This window comes from Rhodococcus zopfii NBRC 100606 = JCM 9919 (assembly GCF_001895025.1).
Lineage (GTDB): Bacteria > Actinomycetota > Actinomycetes > Mycobacteriales > Mycobacteriaceae > Rhodococcus > Rhodococcus zopfii.
The window spans coordinates 40,439-56,441 of the sequence record NZ_BCXI01000038.1 but is presented as its reverse complement, the minus strand read 5'-3'; the positions used below and the strand labels follow the sequence as shown (position 1 = coordinate 56,441).

Below are 16,003 nucleotides of genomic sequence, written 5' to 3'. Positions count from 1 at the left end.
GACATGTGCGCCGCAATGATGTGCTGCTGACCCAGCCCTGGTCAGCGCTCACCCGCGGCGCGGCGCCGCGCCCGCGAGGAAACCGAAAACGGACCGGAGATCGTTCCGGTCATTCGGGCGCTGCCACGACGGCGGCCAGATCGGGCGGGATCGGCATCGGGGTCATCAGACCGGCGCGGGTGCGGCCGGTGTTGCCCTCGGGGTAGCGACCCAGCGCCGACCCCGGGGCGGCAACGATGATGCGGATCACCTGGCCGAGTGCCTCACGCCGATCGTGTTGCCGCAGAGCAAGTGTGAACATGGCGAAGTGGTTGCGGGTGTGCGGCCACGGGTAGGGCTGGGACAGGATGTGGGCCCGCTCGAGGTGCCGCCAACGTTCGGTGGCCTCGGTCGCGGCGGCAGCAGCGGTCATTTCGGTGGTGTAGGCGTCCCGGACCGGGGCGGGCATCGCTGTCATGGCGTGGTCTCCTTCGGCGTTTCGGTGCGGGCTTCGGTGAGCATCGCGATGAACAGCAGGGCCACGCCGCAGGTGAGAAAGGTGTCGGCCAGGTTGAAGGTGGCGAACCATCCGGTGTGGAAGTAGTCGGTGACCTTGCCGTCGAGGGTGCGGTCGATGACGTTCGCGGCAGCGCCGGCGAAGATCGCCGCCAATCCGGCGGTGGTGGGCCAGGTGCTGGTGGGGGCAGACCGCCACGCATACACGCCGACACCGGCGGTGATCAGCCCGGTGACCGCGAGCAGCAGCGGGGTGGGCAGCTGACTGCCCATGCTGAATGCCACTCCGGTGTTGTAGGTCAGCCGCAACTCCAGCACCCCGAGGTCGAGGATGCGGCCGCCCGCGAGAATGTGCCGGGCAATCGGGTCGATGATCAACGCGACCGCGAGCAGCCCGGCGGCCACGACGAGCAACAGTCGCCGCGGCCGCCGCGGCCTCGACACCGGTGTGCCGGTCATGCGTGCGACGCGGTCGCCGGAACCGGTGCGGGCGCGGCCGCTGCGGGGGCGGTGAGGGCGCGGGTGCGGCCGGCGCGGACACCGTTGGCGATGACCACGATCTCGGCGACCTCGTGCACGAGGACGACCGCGGCCAGCCCCAGGACCCCGAACAGGGCCAGCGGCATCAGGACGGTGATGATCGCCAGCGACAGGCCGACGTTCTGCAGCATGATCGTCCGGGAGCGGCGAGCGTGCGCCAACGCTTGGGGCAGGTGCCGCAGATCCTCACCCATCAGGGCGACGTCGGCGGTTTCGATGGCCACGTCGGTGCCCATCGCGCCCATCGCGATGCCGAGGTCGGCGGTGGCGAGGGCGGGGGCGTCGTTGACGCCGTCGCCGACCATCGCGGTCGGCCGCTGCTCGCGGAGGGTTTCGACGATGCGGGCCTTGTCCTCTGGCCGCAGGTCCGCGTGCACCTCGTCGATCCCGACATCGGCGGCCAGGGCGCGGGCGGTGCGGTCGTTGTCGCCGGTGAGCATCGCGACCTGGTAGCCATCGCGGCGCAGGCCGGCGATCACCTCGTGTGCCTCGGGTCGGAGTTCGTCGCGGACGGCGACCGCCCCGATCACGGTTCCGGCGCGTTCGATCAGGACCGCAGTGGCGCCGGCGTGCTGCATCCGCTCGATGTCCGTGGCGAGCGGGCCCGGGTCGATCCAGCCGGGCCGACCGAGTCGAACCGGTGTGCTGTCGATGCGGCCGGTCAGTCCGGCGCCGGTCACGGCATCGACGTCGTCGGCGGGTTCGTAGTCGTCGACGGCGGCGAGAATCGCTCGGGCGAGGGGGTGTTCGCTGCGCGCCTCCAATGCTGCGGCCACCGCGAGGACGTCGTCGCGGGTGGTGCCGTTCGCGGTGGCGACGTCGATCACGGCGGGCTGGTTGCGGGTGAGGGTGCCGGTCTTGTCGAGCGCGACGGTGCGGATGCGGCCGAGGGCTTCGAGGGCGGCACCACCCTTGACCAGGACACCGAGCTTGGAGGCGGCACCGATCGCAGCGACCACCGTCACCGGAATCGCAATCGCCAGCGCACACGGGGACGCCGCGACCAACACGACCAGGGCCCGTTCTATCCACACCAGGGGATCGCCGAACACACTGCCGATCGCGGCAATCAGTGCCGCCGCGACCATCACCCCCGGGACCAGCGGCTTGGCGATCTTGTCGGCCAAACGTTGCGCCTCACCCTTGCGGGACTGCTCGGCCTCGACGATCTTCACGATCTTGGCCAGCGAGTTGTTCTCGGCGCCGGCGGTGACCTCGACCTCGAGGACACCGGTGCCGTTGATCGACCCGGCGAACACCTCCGCACCCGGGCCGGCCTCGACCGGCACCGATTCCCCGGTGATCGCCGAGGTGTCCAGAGCGGTGCGCCCGGACCGGATGGTGCCGTCGGTGGCGATCCGCTCACCCGGTTTGACGATCATGATCTCTCCGAGCCGCAGCTCGGTCGGCGCGACGACCTGTTCCCGGCCGTCGCGAAGGACGGTGGCGGTGTCCGGGACCAGGGACAACAGGGCGCGCAGACCGCGGCGGGTGCGGGTGACCGCGTACTCCTCGAGGCCCTCGCTGATGGCGAACAGGAACGCCAGCATCGCAGCCTCGCCGACCTCGCCGAGCAGGACGGCGCCGACCGCGGCGATCGTCATCAGGGTCCCGACGCCGATCTTGCCTTTCACCAGCCGGGTGAGGGTGGAAGGGACGAAGGTGTAGCCGGCGACGATCAACGCGAGTGCTTCGAGGGTCAGTTTCACCGCGTGGGGGCCGCCGCTCCAGCCGACGATCAGCGCGGCGACCAGCAGCACACCCGCGGCCGCGGCGGCCCGGATCTCGGTGATCTGCCACAGCTTCTCGGGTTCGTGTTCTTCCTCGCCCTCGGGGCGGGGTTCGTCGTGGCCGCAGCCGCAGGCGTCGCTCATGCCGTCACCCCCGCGCCGGTGTCGGTGCCGTAGTTCGGGCAGAGTGCGACCGCGTTGCCGGTTGCGTCCAGGAGGGTTTCGGCGGCGGCGAGCAGGTCCAGCAACTCGGGTCGGGCCAGGGAGTAGAACACCTGCCGACCCTGCGGGCGGCCGGTCACCAGGCCGCAATCACGCAGGCAGGCCACGTGTGCCGACACCGTCGACTGTGCCAATCCGAGCGCTTCGACCAGGTCCGCGACCCTCGCCTCTCCGTCGGCGAGGCGGCGCACGATCGCCAGCCGGGTTCCGTCGGAGAGGCTGTGGAACAACGCCACCGCCGCACCCAGCTCCGAACCGGCGCCCGCCGCGGCAAGGCACCCATCCACATCATTCATCGTCATATGACGATAATAACCGGATTTCGGCGATGAATTAAACCCTGCCCACCTCCCGGCCGCGGCGGTGGCGGTGGCGGTGTTCGTCACCGTCACCCCCACCCGTGGCGCACCATGCCCTGACCATCGAGCGGTCACCGTCCGCACCGGCCCTGATGCCGACCGCGATCGACAACCCTCGTCCCGGAAGGCCGCAACCTCCCGAACCGCGCTTCGGGCCGATCAACGAGTCAGATCAGGCCGGACCAGTACGAGAAGAAGCGGTGGATGACCAGTGCGGCGACGATCAGGAACCACACCGTGATCGGGAGCAGGTGCAGCCCTGCCGCAGAAACCTGTTCGGCGCTACGCGGCCGAACGATGAAGGCGCCGTAGGTGATGTTGCGCAGGGTGACGTACCAGAACACCGGGACCGTCACGGCCCAGACGATCATGCAGTACGGGCACAAGGCGCCGATCTCGTAGAGACTCTGGATGATCAGCCAGTGCACGAACGCCGCCGCCGCAGTCACCCCGACCTGCAAGGAGAGCCAGTACCAGCGGGCGAGCCGGGCGCCGGCAAGCAGCGCCGCACCGGTCGCCGCGACCACCGAAAACCCGGCGATGCCGAGCAGCGAGTTGGGAAACCCGAACACCGCCGCCTGCGGCGTGGACATGATCGAGCCGCAGTTGAGAACGGGATTGAGACTGCAAGTCGGTATGTAGTCGGGATTCGCGGCGAGGGTGAACTTCTCGACCGTGAGAACGAACGACGCCCCCAGGCCGACAAGCCCGCCGACCAGCAGCAGCCAAGACAGCGCCCGGCCGAAGGGGGCGCCGCCACGAGCCGCACCGGACGGCGGGTTGACGGCGTCAGTCGAGTGCGGCGTCGAACGCATCGATGAGGTCCTGGTAGGTGGAAGGCTCGAAGCGCTGACCGTCGAGGAAGAACGTCGGGGTGCCCTGCACTCCGAGCGCTTCGCCGTCGGCGACGTCGGACGCGACCCGTGCTGCGGTGGCGGGATCTGCGTAGGCCGCGTCGTACGCGGCCATGTCGAGTCCGAGGTCGACGGCATATCCGCGGAAGACGTCGTCCTTGGGGACGCGTTGCTCGCCCCACTCGGTCTGCGTTTCGTACATCCGCTGGTACATCTGCTCGAGCCGGCCTTGCTGGGCCGCCGCCTCCACCGCGCGGGCTGCGCGCTCGGAGTTGAAGTGGCCGGGCAGGGGGAAGTAGCGCACCACGAAGCTGACCCGGTCCCCGTACTCGGCGCGCAGCTCCTCGATAGCCGGGTACACCGCGCGGCATGCCTCACACTCGAAATCGAGGAACTCCACGAACACGGGGCTGCCCTGCGGAGCAGAGGAGAGCCGGTGGCTGTCCTGGCGGACCACCTCGGCGGCTACGGCCGGCGTGCCCGCAGCCGTGCCATCCTCGGCGTCTTTGTCCGGGCGGCCGACCAGCAGGATCGCGGTGGCGGCAACCACGAACACGACCACGAGCGCCAGCGAGATCTTCGCTCCCCGACTCATGCGTGCACCCCCGGACAGCTCGGCAGATCGAGCCTTCGAGGTGAGAAGAGAAGGGCCACTCGGAAAGGGCACGGCAATCGCCGGGGCTCGCACATCACACCCAGATACTATCCTGCGTAGTAGATATGGGTGACTCCATCCCGGGGCTCCAATTGTCGGAGCTCAACGAGATTGACACTCGAAAAATATTGCATTGCAGTCATATTCGACGACAACTATCGTCGGCCACGGCTGCGGTCCGCCTACGCGGCGTGATCGAACCCGCCGACTTCGCGCAGAAGCTCGCCGACGGCACGCCTCCTCCATCGCGCACATCGTGCACTCCATCCTTGGACAACCCCGACCGACCGGGACTGGACTATTGCTCGCTGGCGGGCCTGCGACGTTCGAGGAAGACGGTGTCGCGCCACTGGCCGTCGAGTTGGGCGATGCGCTCGCGAACCCCGACGGTGCGGAATCCGGCCGAGTGGTGCAGGGCGATACTTGCCCGGTTCTCGGGGAAGATCGAGGTCTGCAGGGTCCACAGGCCGTCCTGGTCGGCGGCGATGACCTGGCTGCGCAGCAGCGCCTTGCCGACGCCGCGGCCCCGCATCCCGGCGGCGACGTACACCGAGTTCTCCGCGACCCCGTGGTAGCAGTCCCGGCTCGACACCGGACTCAGGGCAGCCCATCCGACGACGGTGCCGTCGATCTCGGCGATCCACCGGTGCCCGGGGAGCCACTGTTTGTCGAGGACCTCGCGGGTGGGGACCTCGGCGGTGAAGGTCGCGGCCTTGGTGGCGATGCCCTCGCCGTAAATGCGGCGCACCGCGTCCCAGTCGTCGCCCTGCATCGGGCGGACAGTGACGTCGGCGGGCAGATCATCCGGGCAGCACGGGCGTGGGGCGAGCGTGCCCATGACCACGTCGGCGGCCTGCGGCAGGCCGGTGCAGCAGGTCGGGTTGACCACGACGACGGTGCTGGTGCCGTCCTTGTGGACGCGCACGAACCCGACGTCGGCGAGTTTGCGGACGTGATGGGAGACGGTCGGCTGCCCGATCCCGAGCGCATCGGCCAGTTCGCCGACGGTAATCCCGGCGGGAGTGCTCGCGACCTGGTGCAGCAGCCGCACCCGGGTCGGTTCGGCCAGGCACGCGAACCAGGCGGCGTACGTTGCGGCGTCCTCGGTCGCCAGTGCCTCCGCCGCGGTGGGGCGGGCGGTCGCGGCGACCGGCATGTCCAGGGAAGTCATGACCTCACTATATCGATGTTCGTCGATGGTTGCATTCATCGATGGACGTCGATACAGTCGGGAAGTGAGTTGATCGATGATCGTCGATGAAAGGTGTTTGAGATGTCCGACCTGCCCGTTGTTGTCGTGGGCGCCGGCCCGATCGGCCTGGCCGCCGCCGCCGAGCTACGCGAACGAGGACTGACCCCGCTGGTGTTCGAGCGCGGCCCGGCCGCCGGAGCGGCGGTCGCACAGTGGAACCACGTCCGACTGTTCTCCCGCTGGTCCGAGCTGGTCGACCCGGCCGCGCAGCGGCTGCTGACCGCCGCCGGCTGGACCCACCCGGACCCCGAGGCGTATCCGACCGGATCGCAGTGGGCCAGCGACTACCTCGTCCCGCTCGCCGATGCTCTCGGTGATGCGGTCCAGCCGAACACCGAGGTCGTCGGCGTCGCGCGTCGCGGTCGCGACCGGATCGTCGACGCCGGACGCGACACCGAACCGTTGTCGGTGCACATTCGCCGCACAGACGGCACCGAGGACCGGATCCTCGCGAGTGCGGTGATCGACGCCTCCGGAACGTGGGGCGCACCGAACCCGCTCGGCAGCGAAGGCCTGCCCGCGGCCGGGGAACACGCCGCGGCTGCCCGCATCTCCTACCGCGTCCCCGACCTCGACGACCCGCAGGTCCGCGCCGAGTACGCGGGCAAGCACACGGTGATCGCCGGCGCCGGCCACTCCGCGCTGACCGCGATCGTTGCCCTCGCCTCGCTCGCCGCGGACGCGCCGGGCACCCGGATCACCTGGGCGGTGCGCCGCGCCGGGGTCGGGACTGCATTCGGTGGTGGCGACGAGGACCAGTTGCCCGCCCGCGGCGCCCTCGGGTTGCGTGCGAAGAAGGCCGTCGACGACGGACTGCTGCAGGTGGTGACGGGATTCCGCACCGCCACGGTCGAATCCGACGGCGACGGCCAGATCGCCCTGGTCTCCGACGCCGGTCAGCGAATCGACGCGGTGGACCAGGTCGTCGCGCTGACCGGGTTCCGCCCCGACCTGTCGTGGCTGTCGGAGATCCGCCTCGGTCTCGACCCGGTCTTGCAGGCACCGGTGGAGTTGGCGCCGTTGATCGACCCGAACGTGCACTCCTGCGGCACCGTCTACCCGCACGGGGTCCGCGAACTGACCCACCCCGAACCGAACGTGTACGTCGTGGGGATGAAGAGCTACGGCCGCGCCCCGACGTTCCTCGCGATGACCGGCTACGAACAGGTCCGGTCCATCGCAGCCCACCTCGCCGGCGACCACGAGGCCGCGAACCGGGTCGAGCTGGTCCTGCCCGAGACCGGGGTATGCGGCGGCGCGGGCGTGTTCGACGACCCGAACGCCGACACCGCCGAGGGCGGCGGTGGGTGCTGCGGCGCCCCCGCGGCACCGGAGCTGGTCACCCTCGCCTCGCCGTCGGGCCGGTAGACACCGGTGACGGAGACGACCACCACGCCGCAGATCGGCACCCTCGATCGCGCCGGTCTGCGGCGGGTGCTCGCCACCCTGTGCCTGACCGAGATCACCAGCTGGGGAATCCTCTACTACGCCTTCCCCGTTCTGTCGGTGGCGATCTCCCGTGAGAGCGGATGGTCCGCCTCTGTGATCGTCGCGGCCTTCTCGATCAGCCAGCTGGTCGCCGCGCTGGTCGGGATCCCCGTCGGACGGATCCTCGATGCCGGCGGTCCCCGCACGGTGATGACCGCCGGCTCGGTCCTCGCGGTGCCGTCGCTGCTGCTCGTGGCATGGGCCCCGACGCTGCCGTGGTTCTACGCAGGGTGGGTGCTGGCCGGCGCCGCGATGGGCGCGGTGCTCTACCCGCCCGCGTTCGCGGCCCTGACCCGCTGGTACGGCTCCGATCACGTCAAGGCGCTGATGATCCTCACCCTCGCCGCCGGTCTGGCCAGCACCGTGTTCGCGCCGCTCACCGCGGCGCTCGTCGATCGATACGACTGGCGGGCAACCTATCTCGTCCTCGCCGTGATCCTCGCCGCCGTCACCATTCCCGGGCACTACGTCGGTCTGCGCGGTCACTGGCCCGATCCGCCGCAGCATCCCGGACAACAGGCCACCGATCACCGTGACGCCTCCCGCAGTCGCGCGTTCGCCGCCCTCGTGATCGCCCTAGCCCTGGCCGCGTTCGCGGCGTTCGCCGGCGTGTTCAACCTCGTCCCGTTGCTCATCGAGCAGGGGTTCTCCCCCGGCCTGGCCGCGCTCACCCTCGGCCTCGGCGGCGCCGGACAGGTCCTCGGGCGGATCGGCTACCTGCCACTGTCCGCTCGCACTGGGCCACTCGGCCGCACGGTCGGCATCATCGCCGCCACCGCCGCCACCACCGCCCTGCTCGGTGTCGCCGACACCGTCGTCGCGCTCATCGGCGTCGCCATCGGCGCCGGACTGGTGCGCGGTGTGTTCACCCTCGTCCAGGCCACCGCCATCACCGACCGCTGGGGCGCCACCCACTACGGCCGTCTCAACGGCCTGATGTCCGCACCGATCGTCATCGTCATGGCCCTCGCGCCGTGGGCCGGCACCGCACTGTCCACCTGGACCGGAAGCTACACCCGCGCCTACCTCGTTCTCGGCGCCATCGCCCTGGCCGGCGCAGGATTCGCCGCCGCCTCCCTACCCCGGCGCACCACCGAACCCACACCCTGACCTGCAAGGAACCCGATGCCCGACTACGACGCCCTCGTCATCGGCGGCGGCCAATCCGGCCTCGCCGCCGCCTCCGCACTGCGCCGCGCACACCTGCGCACCGCGGTGCTCGAGGCATCGCACGAACCCGTCGGATCCTGGCCGCACTACTACGACAGCCTCACCTTGTTCTCGCCCGCGAAATACAGTGCCCTGCCCGGACTTCCGTTCCCCGGCGACGGAGACCGCTACCCGCACCGCGACGAGGTCGTCGACTACCTGCGCCGCTATGCCAAGATTCTCGACGCCGACATCCACGTCAACCAGCGTGTGACGGCCGTCGCCCACGACGGCCACCTCTACACCGCCACCACCGACACCCGGGAAACGTTCACAGCACCGCGGATCGTTGCCGCCACCGGCGGATTCGGATCACCCGCCATCCCGGCCCTGCCCGGTCAGGACAGGTTCGCCGGCACGATCATCCACGCAAGCACCTACCGCAATCCCGCCGACCACGCCGGCGAGGACGTCATCGTCGTCGGCGCCGGGAACTCCGCCGTCCAGATTGCCGCGGAACTCGCCGACACCGCCCGCGTCACCCTCGCCAGTCGCACACCACCGAAGTTCGTGCCCCAACGCCCCCTCGGCCGTGACATGCACTTCTGGTTCACCGTCACCGGTATCGACACTCTCCCGATCGGATCTCTGCTCCACCGGACTCCGACCGCGCCGGTGTTCGATACGGGCCGTTACCGCACCGCCCTCGCTACCGGGAAACCCCAGGCCCGCCAGATGTTCACCGGTCTCGACGGCCGCACCGCGCTCTGGCCGGACGGCACCACCACCGAGGTGGACACGATCATTCTCGCCACCGGCTACACCCCGCACCTGCCCTACCTCGCCGACCTCGGCGCGCTCACCGACACCGGGCTCCCTCACCACCGAAAGGGCGTGTCCACCACCCATCAGGGTCTCGGCTACGTCGGCCTCGAATGGCAACGCAGCCTCTCCTCCGCATCACTGCGCGGCGTCGGCCGCGACGCCCGGTACCTGGTCAGACGGATGGTCCGGTAGACGGTCGCAGCCTCCGTCCGATCTGCTGTCGTGAATCCGAGGATGATCCGGCGGCAGCGAACAGGGCGCCTTCGTGTCAGGACATCTCGTCGGCTGCGGGGCGCTCGGAAACGCGTCGGGTGGCGACGAGGGCGCCGTAGGCGCTGCGATGGCCGGCCTCGATTGCCCAGCCCTGGGCTGTCGTGACGTCGATCCCGAGAAGCGCGGAGAGAACGGCCGCGGGCAATTGACCGGCAAGGTCCATCAGTGTCGTCTGCCGTGCGGCTCGCGCGGGGACACCGAGGCTTTTGAGGCGTGCGTTGAGGTGGCCACTGGTCATTGGGGTCCCTGCGCGGACACCGGGAAAAAGCCAGTCGTGATCGGTGACACGGGCCAGGGCAGCGCGGCCGCGATACCGGTTGACGACCAGGTCGAGCGCGAGCTGGTCGAGCGGTGCGGGCAGTCGGGCGGGCTCGCTGCCGAGCGACAGGTAGACGGCGAGGTTGTCCACGCGCTGACCCGACCCCCGAGTGATCGCCGATGACCTCTGGGCCAAACTTCTCTGGGCCGGCCTCAACCTCGATCCCGGCGACCTGCCCGCAGGACCCGGGGCCCACCCGGTCGACATGGTCCGCGCCGTCACGCTGACCTGGCTGTTCGCCGGCCAGCGCAGCGACGAAATCGCCCGGCTTCGGGTCGGCTGCATCCGCTGGCAACACGATCAGCCCGCCGTCGGCGACGACCCACAGCAGACCGACTCATCGGTCTGTCTGCTCGATATCCCTACCCACAAGACCGGCACCGCGTTCACCAAGCCCGTCGACCCGCTGTTGGGCCGGGCGATCGAAGCATGGCAGCCCCTGCACCCCGCGCAACCACCGATGCTGGACCGGAAAACCGGTGAGAAGGTGCACTTCCTGTTCGCAGTCCGGGCCGGGCGGATCAGCAAGAACTACATCAACGACACGATCATCCCCGCGCTCTGCCGCAAGGCCGACATTCCAGCCGCCGACGTTCGCGGGCCGATCACCAGCCACCGCGCTCGCTCCACCATCGCGACACAGCTCTACAACGCCAAGGAACCGATGACGCTGTTCGAGCTGCAGGCCTGGCTCGGGCACCGCAGCCCGGAATCGACCCAGCACTACGCCAGAATTACCCCGAATACCCTGGCCAAGGCATACAACGACGCCGGCTACTTCGCCCGCAACGTCCGCACCATCGAAGTCCTCGTCGACCGCGACGCGGCGACCTCCGGCGCTGCCGCCGCTGGTGAGCCTTGGCAGCACTACGACCTCGGCCACGGATTCTGCAGCTACACCTTCTTCGAGCAATGCCCGCACCGCGTGGCCTGCGCCCGCTGCGACTTCTACATACCCAAAGAGTCCAGCAAAAGCCAACTTCTACAAGCGAAATCGAACCTTCAGCGCATGCTCGTCAGCATCCCGCTCACCGACGATGAACAAGCGGCCGTCGAAGACGACCAAGCCGCCCTCGAGCAGCTACTGCAACGCCTCGCCGACGTTCCGACCCCGGCCGGAACAACACCACGCCAACTGACCGCCACCCCGTTGCCGATCGTCGCTGTCAACCATGGCCGACCAGCACGAACTTGACAATCGTGATTCCACAGAACCAACGAGCAAGCCGCGATCAAGTGCCTGTATCTGGCGACCCGGGCACTGGACCCGACCGGGAAGGGAAGAGCACGATGGGCAGCGATGTGGAAGCCGGCCCTCAACGCCTTCGCTATCACGTTCGAAGGCCGAATCACACCAAGTGAGAACTAAACCTGTGTGCCAGAACCGGATCCACCGTTATCCGGATAGTCCCGGCGACTGCGCGGACACCGTCGCCGAACCACAAGGTGGACAGCCCGTGCATCTGTGAGCGCTCGCGCACCGTCGCATCCGCCGGTTGATGTTCGATGCAGGGCGGGCGCGGAAGCTGGCGGTGACTCCAGCCGTGCGCGCCCGGGGCTCGATGGACTAGTCCTCGCCCGCCACTTCCGCCTGGTGGTGCGTGGCGGCGGCGTCGACGGCTGCATCCCAGTCCGTTCCGATCGCGTCCGAGAGGTGGTGTAGATCGCCGAGCAGGTCGGTGAGGCCGGTCTGCAGTTCGTCGTCGCCGACGGATCGCATGTACTCGGCGAGCAGCCGTGCCGCGTTGAGTCCGCGCACCGCGTTCGCTTCGGTCGATTCGGTGATCTCGTAGGTGTTCGGCGTGCGATCTCGTAGGGCTGCTGCTTCGATGAGGTCGGCAGTCGTGGTTGCGGCGCGCAGGACGGGCAGGGCTTTCACAGGTGCCTCGGGCATTTCGGTTCCTCCGGTTCGTGGGGATTGCGGTGGGCGTCGGGTTGCTTTTCGGGATGACTGTGGAGTGTCAGGCACGGCCGTGGGAGGGCCACTGAAACCCTGTGGGTCGCGTTCCGGTGGCGATGACTCGGATGAGGGAGGCCGCGGTCAGGGCGAGGCCTGGCACGATCAGGATCAGGGAGAACGCGCCGTAGCCCTGCAGGCTCGGTCCTGTGCCGATGAACCAGCCGATGAGCGCGGTCACGGCCAGGACGATCGCGGTGGCGGGGCGTTCCGCGACGGCGTAGCGACGGGCGAGCCAGGCCAGTGAGATCGAGGCGATGACCGTGGCGACCGCCGGTGCGGGGAAGGCGAGGATCACGAGCGGGACGTAGATCCATTTGCGGGCACCGATGCCGGCGGCGGCGATGAGAGTGGCGATGGGGATGATCAGTGCGAGGGTCACGGTCTGCTCCTGCAGGCTCGGTTCGTGAGGGCTTCACTGTCGCGCGGACCCAGTTGTGTTGTTGCAAAGTGGAACTGCGGATGATGGTGAGTCGTCTCGGGATTTCCGGTTCAGCGGAGCTGTGCGCGCCGCCGCCGGGGTGGACAGCGGGCGCGCATCGGCGGGCCCGCCCCTTGAGCGGGCTCGCCGGTTAGTCGTCATGCCAGGTCGCCGTTTCCGGGGACCAGGTGCCGGTGGTGCGGGTGCCTGTCAGCAGCGGGTTCAGGCACGTGCCGACGATTGCGAGGGCGGTGTCGAGGTCGGCACATTCGGCCGCGAGTCCGGCGAGGCGGGCGGTACGGCGGTAGCCGTCGTGCCACCGATCTCCGGGTACGGATATGGCGGCGACGGCGGGCATCTGGCGGCGACGGAACTCGCTGGCGAGTGCGGTGTGGGTGTCGGCGGCGGGGATGGTGCAGCGGGTGACGATGAACAGCAGGTCGACGAGGTCGTGGAAACGGGTCGACGGTGAGCGGCGCGGGCCGTAGCGGTAGAACATCGCTGAGATCTTGTCTGCCACCTGGTTTGCGATCGGGTACAGGGCAATCGCAGGGGTGGGGGTGATGCCGTCGAGGTCGAGAACCGGTGCGGGAGCGATCCGTTCGATGCGGCCGACAGTGCTGCGGCCGACCACGAGATCGACCGGGAAGTTCCCGGCGGCGGTGGTGCCGAGGTGCGCGTTGACGCGTACGGTGGCTCCCCCGGTTAGACCGTGGAGTGTGGTGGGGACGCTGATGGTGAACCGGAACGGGTCGAGATCTTCGGTGGCGGTGATAGTGGCGCGCAGGTCTGCGATGGCGGCTGCGGCGTCGGTCCCACTGCTGGTGTGGAGCAGGTCGAGATCTTCGCTGTGCCGCGCACCTGCGAGACGAACCAGCAGTCCGGTACCGCCGGTCAGAACCCAGGGTGCAGCCGGATCGGCGAACACGCGGGCGAGGAATCGCTGGGCCAGGAACTGGCGGCGGACCTGTGCAGCGGGGGTGCCGGTGGTCATTGCCACGGACTTGATGCGCGCGTTCAGCGCCATCTGGAATGCGCCGGGGCTGCGGTATCTCTGGGTCATGCCGCTAAGCGTCTGTGCGAGCGGTTTCTGGTGTTGCAGTTCACCTTTCCGATATGCACGTCGGCGCGGGATGGTTGGTGAGCATGTATGGATACGGTGTCGGGGAATGAGGTAGATACGATCGCGACCGTTCATTTCGATTCGCCGGCGTGGCCCGGCGGGTGTGGCGAGATTCGCGGACAGAGGGGAACAGTGTGATGGCGTTTTCGCGGGGTGTAGTGGGCAGTGTGGCGTTGTGCGCGGTAGCGAGCGCGCTGCTCGCTGGTTGTGGGAGCGATTCCTCGGAGGGCGTTGCGTCGGCGACGTCGCGGAGCGCGGCGGTGGAAGGCACGACGGCGAGCGCGCAGCCGACGGTGTCGGCATCGACCACGACGGCAGCTACGACGACGGACAGGGCGGCCGCGGATCCGCTCGTCGGCGAGGCTCAGCACGTGTCGGGTAGCGATTGGAGTGCCACGATCACGGTCGGTGGGCAGCTGGCAAGGCGTGAGAGCTTCACATACAACGGTGTGCTGGTGCCGGTGTCAATCGATGTTGAGTCCGGTGCCGTCCCGGCGGCGCCGCTGTATTGGAAGCTGCATACGCTCAGTGGACAGACGGTCGATGGCGCATCGACGAGTTCCGTTCCCAACGTGATCGGTGATCGTCCGCTCGATCGCGCAGCGGAAGGACTGATCTCGTTCTCCAGCTACAGCTCGTCCGGTCTCGCCGATGATGTCTCGATTACCGAGGTCGCGCTGTATCCCAGTGCGACGGCGAAGGATCCGATCGCGCGGTGGGCGTTCCCGTCTCCGTTGGCTGTTCGGGATATTCCGCAGGCTGCGGAGTGATGGAGTGATAGGGGCCGGGGTCATCGGAGGGTTGGCCCCGGTCCGTCGCCGGTCAGGCGAGGAGATGTTCGAGCAGTCGCCGACCGTTGTGGCGGGGATGGCCGTAGCGGCGGGAGTGTCGGTCGAGGATGGCGGCGGCCGCGGTGTCGGTGAGGCGACCGGTGTTGATCGCGGCGTGGATGATGCCGGCGAGGTGGCCGCCATCGAGGAGATCGGCGGCGAGATCGTCGATGGTGCGCGCCGGGGTGGTGACGGGTAGGCCGTCAACGAATTCGATGTCGTCGGCGGTGAGGGTGCCGATGTGGAAGCGTTGGTCGGTCAGTCGGGTCTGGCGGCGGCGAGGGAGGGTGAATTCGAGGAGGTCGGCGTCGGTGTCGCCGAGTTGGAGGACTTTGGCGGCGCTCCGATGCGACACGGCGGCGGGGGTGGTGGCTGCGGTGAGGCGTTCGTCGGCGGTGTGGGTGGGGTCGAGCGCGAGCCAGGCCGCTCGGAGGTCCTCATGGGGATGCCAGGGAGCTCCGTTGATGCGGTGGACGCCGTGGCGGACGTGGTGGATGGCGCCGGCGTCGGCGAGGGTGGCGAGGTGCTTGGGGTGCATGCCGGCGGCGCGGGCCTGAGCGGTCGTGAACAGGCCCCACTGTGTGGTGGCGAGTTCAGCTGCGATCGGCAGCCAGGTTGTCCCTTTCATGCTGCAAAAGTACCTCCCCCTTGGGTGGGTATTGCAGTCACAATTCCGGGATTCCTCGTGCCGCACCCACAGGCGGACAGCTCCCCGGCAGGCGTCGGCGTGAACGCACGTGCGCCCCGCACGACGGGACTGTCGTGCGGGGCGCAGAGACCGGTGGTCACGGGAAGCGGTGGCGACCGTAGATGTGGTCGGCGCAGGAGTCGTCCTCCTCGAAGGTGCGGCCACAGGCGATGCACCGGGGCGGGCCGCCGGGCAGCGTGACGAGATGGGTGTCGGCGTCGCGGTCGTAGGTGACGGCCCCACCGGGGAGCGCCGAGACGGCTTCGACGAGGTTGTCGTCGGGGTCGATTCCGTCGATGTCTACCGTTCCGTCGATCATGTCGCGGCCCTCGGCGGCGAACATGCCGAGGATGTAGTACCCGCCTCCGTCGCAGTTCAGGTGCAAGGCCCGCGCCTCGGGGTGCTCCTTCGCGGCGACTTCGCGGACGCGGTCGACGGCGAGTCGTGCGATCTGGGCGTGAGCGTCTCTCACGACGGTTGCCCACACGTCGATCTGGGCATTGATCTCGTCAAGTGCCGTCATCAGCGCACCTGCTCGGAGATCGCGCGGCCGCGGGTGGCGGAGCGGTTGCCGCGCCACTGGCCCTTGGCGTCGCGTGCGCGGCCGTTGGGCTGCAGCCGCCCGGACGCGTGGGCGACGTTGAGCTTGTGCCGGAGCTGCCGGGCGGTCATCTTCCCGGTGGGCTGTACGACGGTCATCGCGGGTGTCCTCTCTGTTCGTCTGGCGTGATGACTCGACTTTGCTTGTCGCCTACCTGCTGTGTTGCAGGCCTAGTACCCGGGAAATACACGACACACGCGATGCACGCGATACCCGTGATTC

General features: G+C 68.9%; 19 protein-coding genes and 1 pseudogene. 6 read left to right on the top strand and 14 right to left on the bottom strand.

The annotated features are described in order from the left end of the window. Positions 1-109: 109 nt before the first annotated feature. The 7 genes from RZ1_RS21980 to RZ1_RS21950 all read right to left on the bottom strand — a co-directional run bounded on the left by RZ1_RS21980 (position 110) and on the right by RZ1_RS21950 (position 6,026). Complete coding sequence (locus RZ1_RS21980; protein WP_072814646.1) at positions 110-457, bottom strand: DUF3703 domain-containing protein; 348 nt, start codon at positions 455-457, stop codon at positions 110-112. Then, on the bottom strand, positions 454-954 hold the full coding sequence (lspA, locus tag RZ1_RS21975) for a signal peptidase II (protein WP_072814645.1): 501 nt from the start codon (positions 952-954) through the stop codon (positions 454-456). The genes RZ1_RS21980 and lspA overlap by 4 nt, the downstream gene beginning before the upstream one ends. Further along, positions 951-2,909 (bottom strand): heavy metal translocating P-type ATPase, encoded by a 1,959-nt coding sequence (locus tag RZ1_RS21970; protein ID WP_072814644.1) that lies wholly within the window; start codon positions 2,907-2,909, stop codon positions 951-953. The genes lspA and RZ1_RS21970 overlap by 4 nt, the downstream gene beginning before the upstream one ends. Beyond that, entirely contained in the window at positions 2,906-3,289 is a 384-nt protein-coding gene (locus RZ1_RS21965) for an ArsR/SmtB family transcription factor (protein WP_072814643.1), read from the bottom strand. Before RZ1_RS21965 ends, RZ1_RS21970 begins: the two co-directional genes overlap by 4 nt. Positions 3,290-3,513: 224 nt before the next feature. After that, entirely contained in the window at positions 3,514-4,161 is a 648-nt protein-coding gene (locus RZ1_RS21960) for a vitamin K epoxide reductase family protein (RefSeq protein WP_072814642.1), read from the bottom strand. Beyond that, positions 4,136-4,795, bottom strand: coding sequence for a DsbA family protein (locus RZ1_RS21955; RefSeq protein ID WP_072814641.1), 660 nt, complete (start codon positions 4,793-4,795; stop codon positions 4,136-4,138). The genes RZ1_RS21960 and RZ1_RS21955 overlap by 26 nt, the downstream gene beginning before the upstream one ends. Before the next feature lie 358 nt (positions 4,796-5,153). Then, positions 5,154-6,026: a helix-turn-helix domain-containing GNAT family N-acetyltransferase gene (locus RZ1_RS21950; RefSeq protein WP_072814640.1), complete on the bottom strand. Its 873-nt coding sequence runs from the start codon at positions 6,024-6,026 to the stop codon at positions 5,154-5,156. A gap of 102 nt (positions 6,027-6,128) precedes the next feature. Between RZ1_RS21950 and RZ1_RS21945 the strand changes: the two genes are divergently transcribed. The 3 genes from RZ1_RS21945 to RZ1_RS21935 are packed head-to-tail and all read left to right on the top strand — an operon-like array spanning position 6,129 to position 9,761. After that, positions 6,129-7,475 carry an FAD-dependent oxidoreductase gene (locus RZ1_RS21945; RefSeq protein WP_072814639.1) on the top strand — a complete coding sequence of 449 codons (1,347 nt, stop codon included), beginning with the start codon at positions 6,129-6,131 and terminating at the stop codon, positions 7,473-7,475. Positions 7,476-7,481: 6 nt separating this feature from the next. Continuing rightward, complete coding sequence (locus tag RZ1_RS21940; protein ID WP_072814638.1) at positions 7,482-8,705, top strand: MFS transporter; 1,224 nt, start codon at positions 7,482-7,484, stop codon at positions 8,703-8,705. Between the two features lie 15 nt (positions 8,706-8,720). Beyond that, the gene (locus RZ1_RS21935; RefSeq protein ID WP_072814637.1) at positions 8,721-9,761 is read left to right on the top strand and encodes a flavin-containing monooxygenase; all 1,041 of its coding nucleotides are present in this window, start codon (positions 8,721-8,723) and stop codon (positions 9,759-9,761) included. Positions 9,762-9,837: 76 nt separating this feature from the next. Here the strand turns inward: RZ1_RS21935 and RZ1_RS21930 are convergent, their stop codons facing one another. Next, a complete protein-coding gene (locus RZ1_RS21930; protein ID WP_072814636.1) occupies positions 9,838-10,251 on the bottom strand; it encodes a hypothetical protein in 414 nt (137 codons plus the stop codon). Positions 10,252-10,270: 19 nt separating this feature from the next. Between RZ1_RS21930 and RZ1_RS21925 the strand changes: the two genes are divergently transcribed. Then, positions 10,271-11,356, top strand: coding sequence for a tyrosine-type recombinase/integrase (locus RZ1_RS21925; RefSeq protein ID WP_139281935.1), 1,086 nt, complete (start codon positions 10,271-10,273; stop codon positions 11,354-11,356). A gap of 12 nt (positions 11,357-11,368) precedes the next feature. Then, a pseudogene (locus RZ1_RS30145) lies at positions 11,369-11,530 on the top strand (IS256 family transposase); the annotation flags it as partial. A gap of 198 nt (positions 11,531-11,728) precedes the next feature. Here the strand turns inward: RZ1_RS30145 and RZ1_RS21920 are convergent. From RZ1_RS21920 to RZ1_RS21910, 3 genes are all read right to left on the bottom strand, one after another. After that, positions 11,729-12,055, bottom strand: coding sequence for a hypothetical protein (locus tag RZ1_RS21920; RefSeq protein WP_072814635.1), 327 nt, complete (start codon positions 12,053-12,055; stop codon positions 11,729-11,731). Between the two features lie 67 nt (positions 12,056-12,122). Beyond that, complete coding sequence (locus RZ1_RS21915; RefSeq protein WP_072814634.1) at positions 12,123-12,500, bottom strand: hypothetical protein; 378 nt, start codon at positions 12,498-12,500, stop codon at positions 12,123-12,125. A gap of 190 nt (positions 12,501-12,690) precedes the next feature. After that, entirely contained in the window at positions 12,691-13,602 is a 912-nt protein-coding gene (locus tag RZ1_RS21910) for a nucleotidyl transferase AbiEii/AbiGii toxin family protein (RefSeq protein WP_072814633.1), read from the bottom strand. Positions 13,603-13,820: 218 nt separating this feature from the next. Between RZ1_RS21910 and RZ1_RS30640 the strand changes: the two genes are divergently transcribed. Next, a complete protein-coding gene (locus RZ1_RS30640; protein WP_169918043.1) occupies positions 13,821-14,432 on the top strand; it encodes a hypothetical protein in 612 nt (203 codons plus the stop codon). Positions 14,433-14,484: 52 nt separating this feature from the next. On the opposite strand, the gene RZ1_RS21900 is transcribed toward RZ1_RS30640, so the two are convergent. The 3 genes from RZ1_RS21900 to RZ1_RS30635 form a co-directional block, all read right to left on the bottom strand. Further along, on the bottom strand, positions 14,485-15,120 hold the full coding sequence (locus RZ1_RS21900; RefSeq protein ID WP_072814632.1) for a type IV toxin-antitoxin system AbiEi family antitoxin domain-containing protein: 636 nt from the start codon (positions 15,118-15,120) through the stop codon (positions 14,485-14,487). Between the two features lie 157 nt (positions 15,121-15,277). Then, positions 15,278-15,703 carry a hypothetical protein gene (locus tag RZ1_RS21895; protein ID WP_072814631.1) on the bottom strand — a complete coding sequence of 142 codons (426 nt, stop codon included), beginning with the start codon at positions 15,701-15,703 and terminating at the stop codon, positions 15,278-15,280. Continuing rightward, positions 15,703-15,879 carry a hypothetical protein gene (locus RZ1_RS30635; RefSeq protein WP_169918041.1) on the bottom strand — a complete coding sequence of 59 codons (177 nt, stop codon included), beginning with the start codon at positions 15,877-15,879 and terminating at the stop codon, positions 15,703-15,705. Before RZ1_RS30635 ends, RZ1_RS21895 begins: the two co-directional genes overlap by 1 nt. Positions 15,880-16,003: the final 124 nt, after the last annotated feature.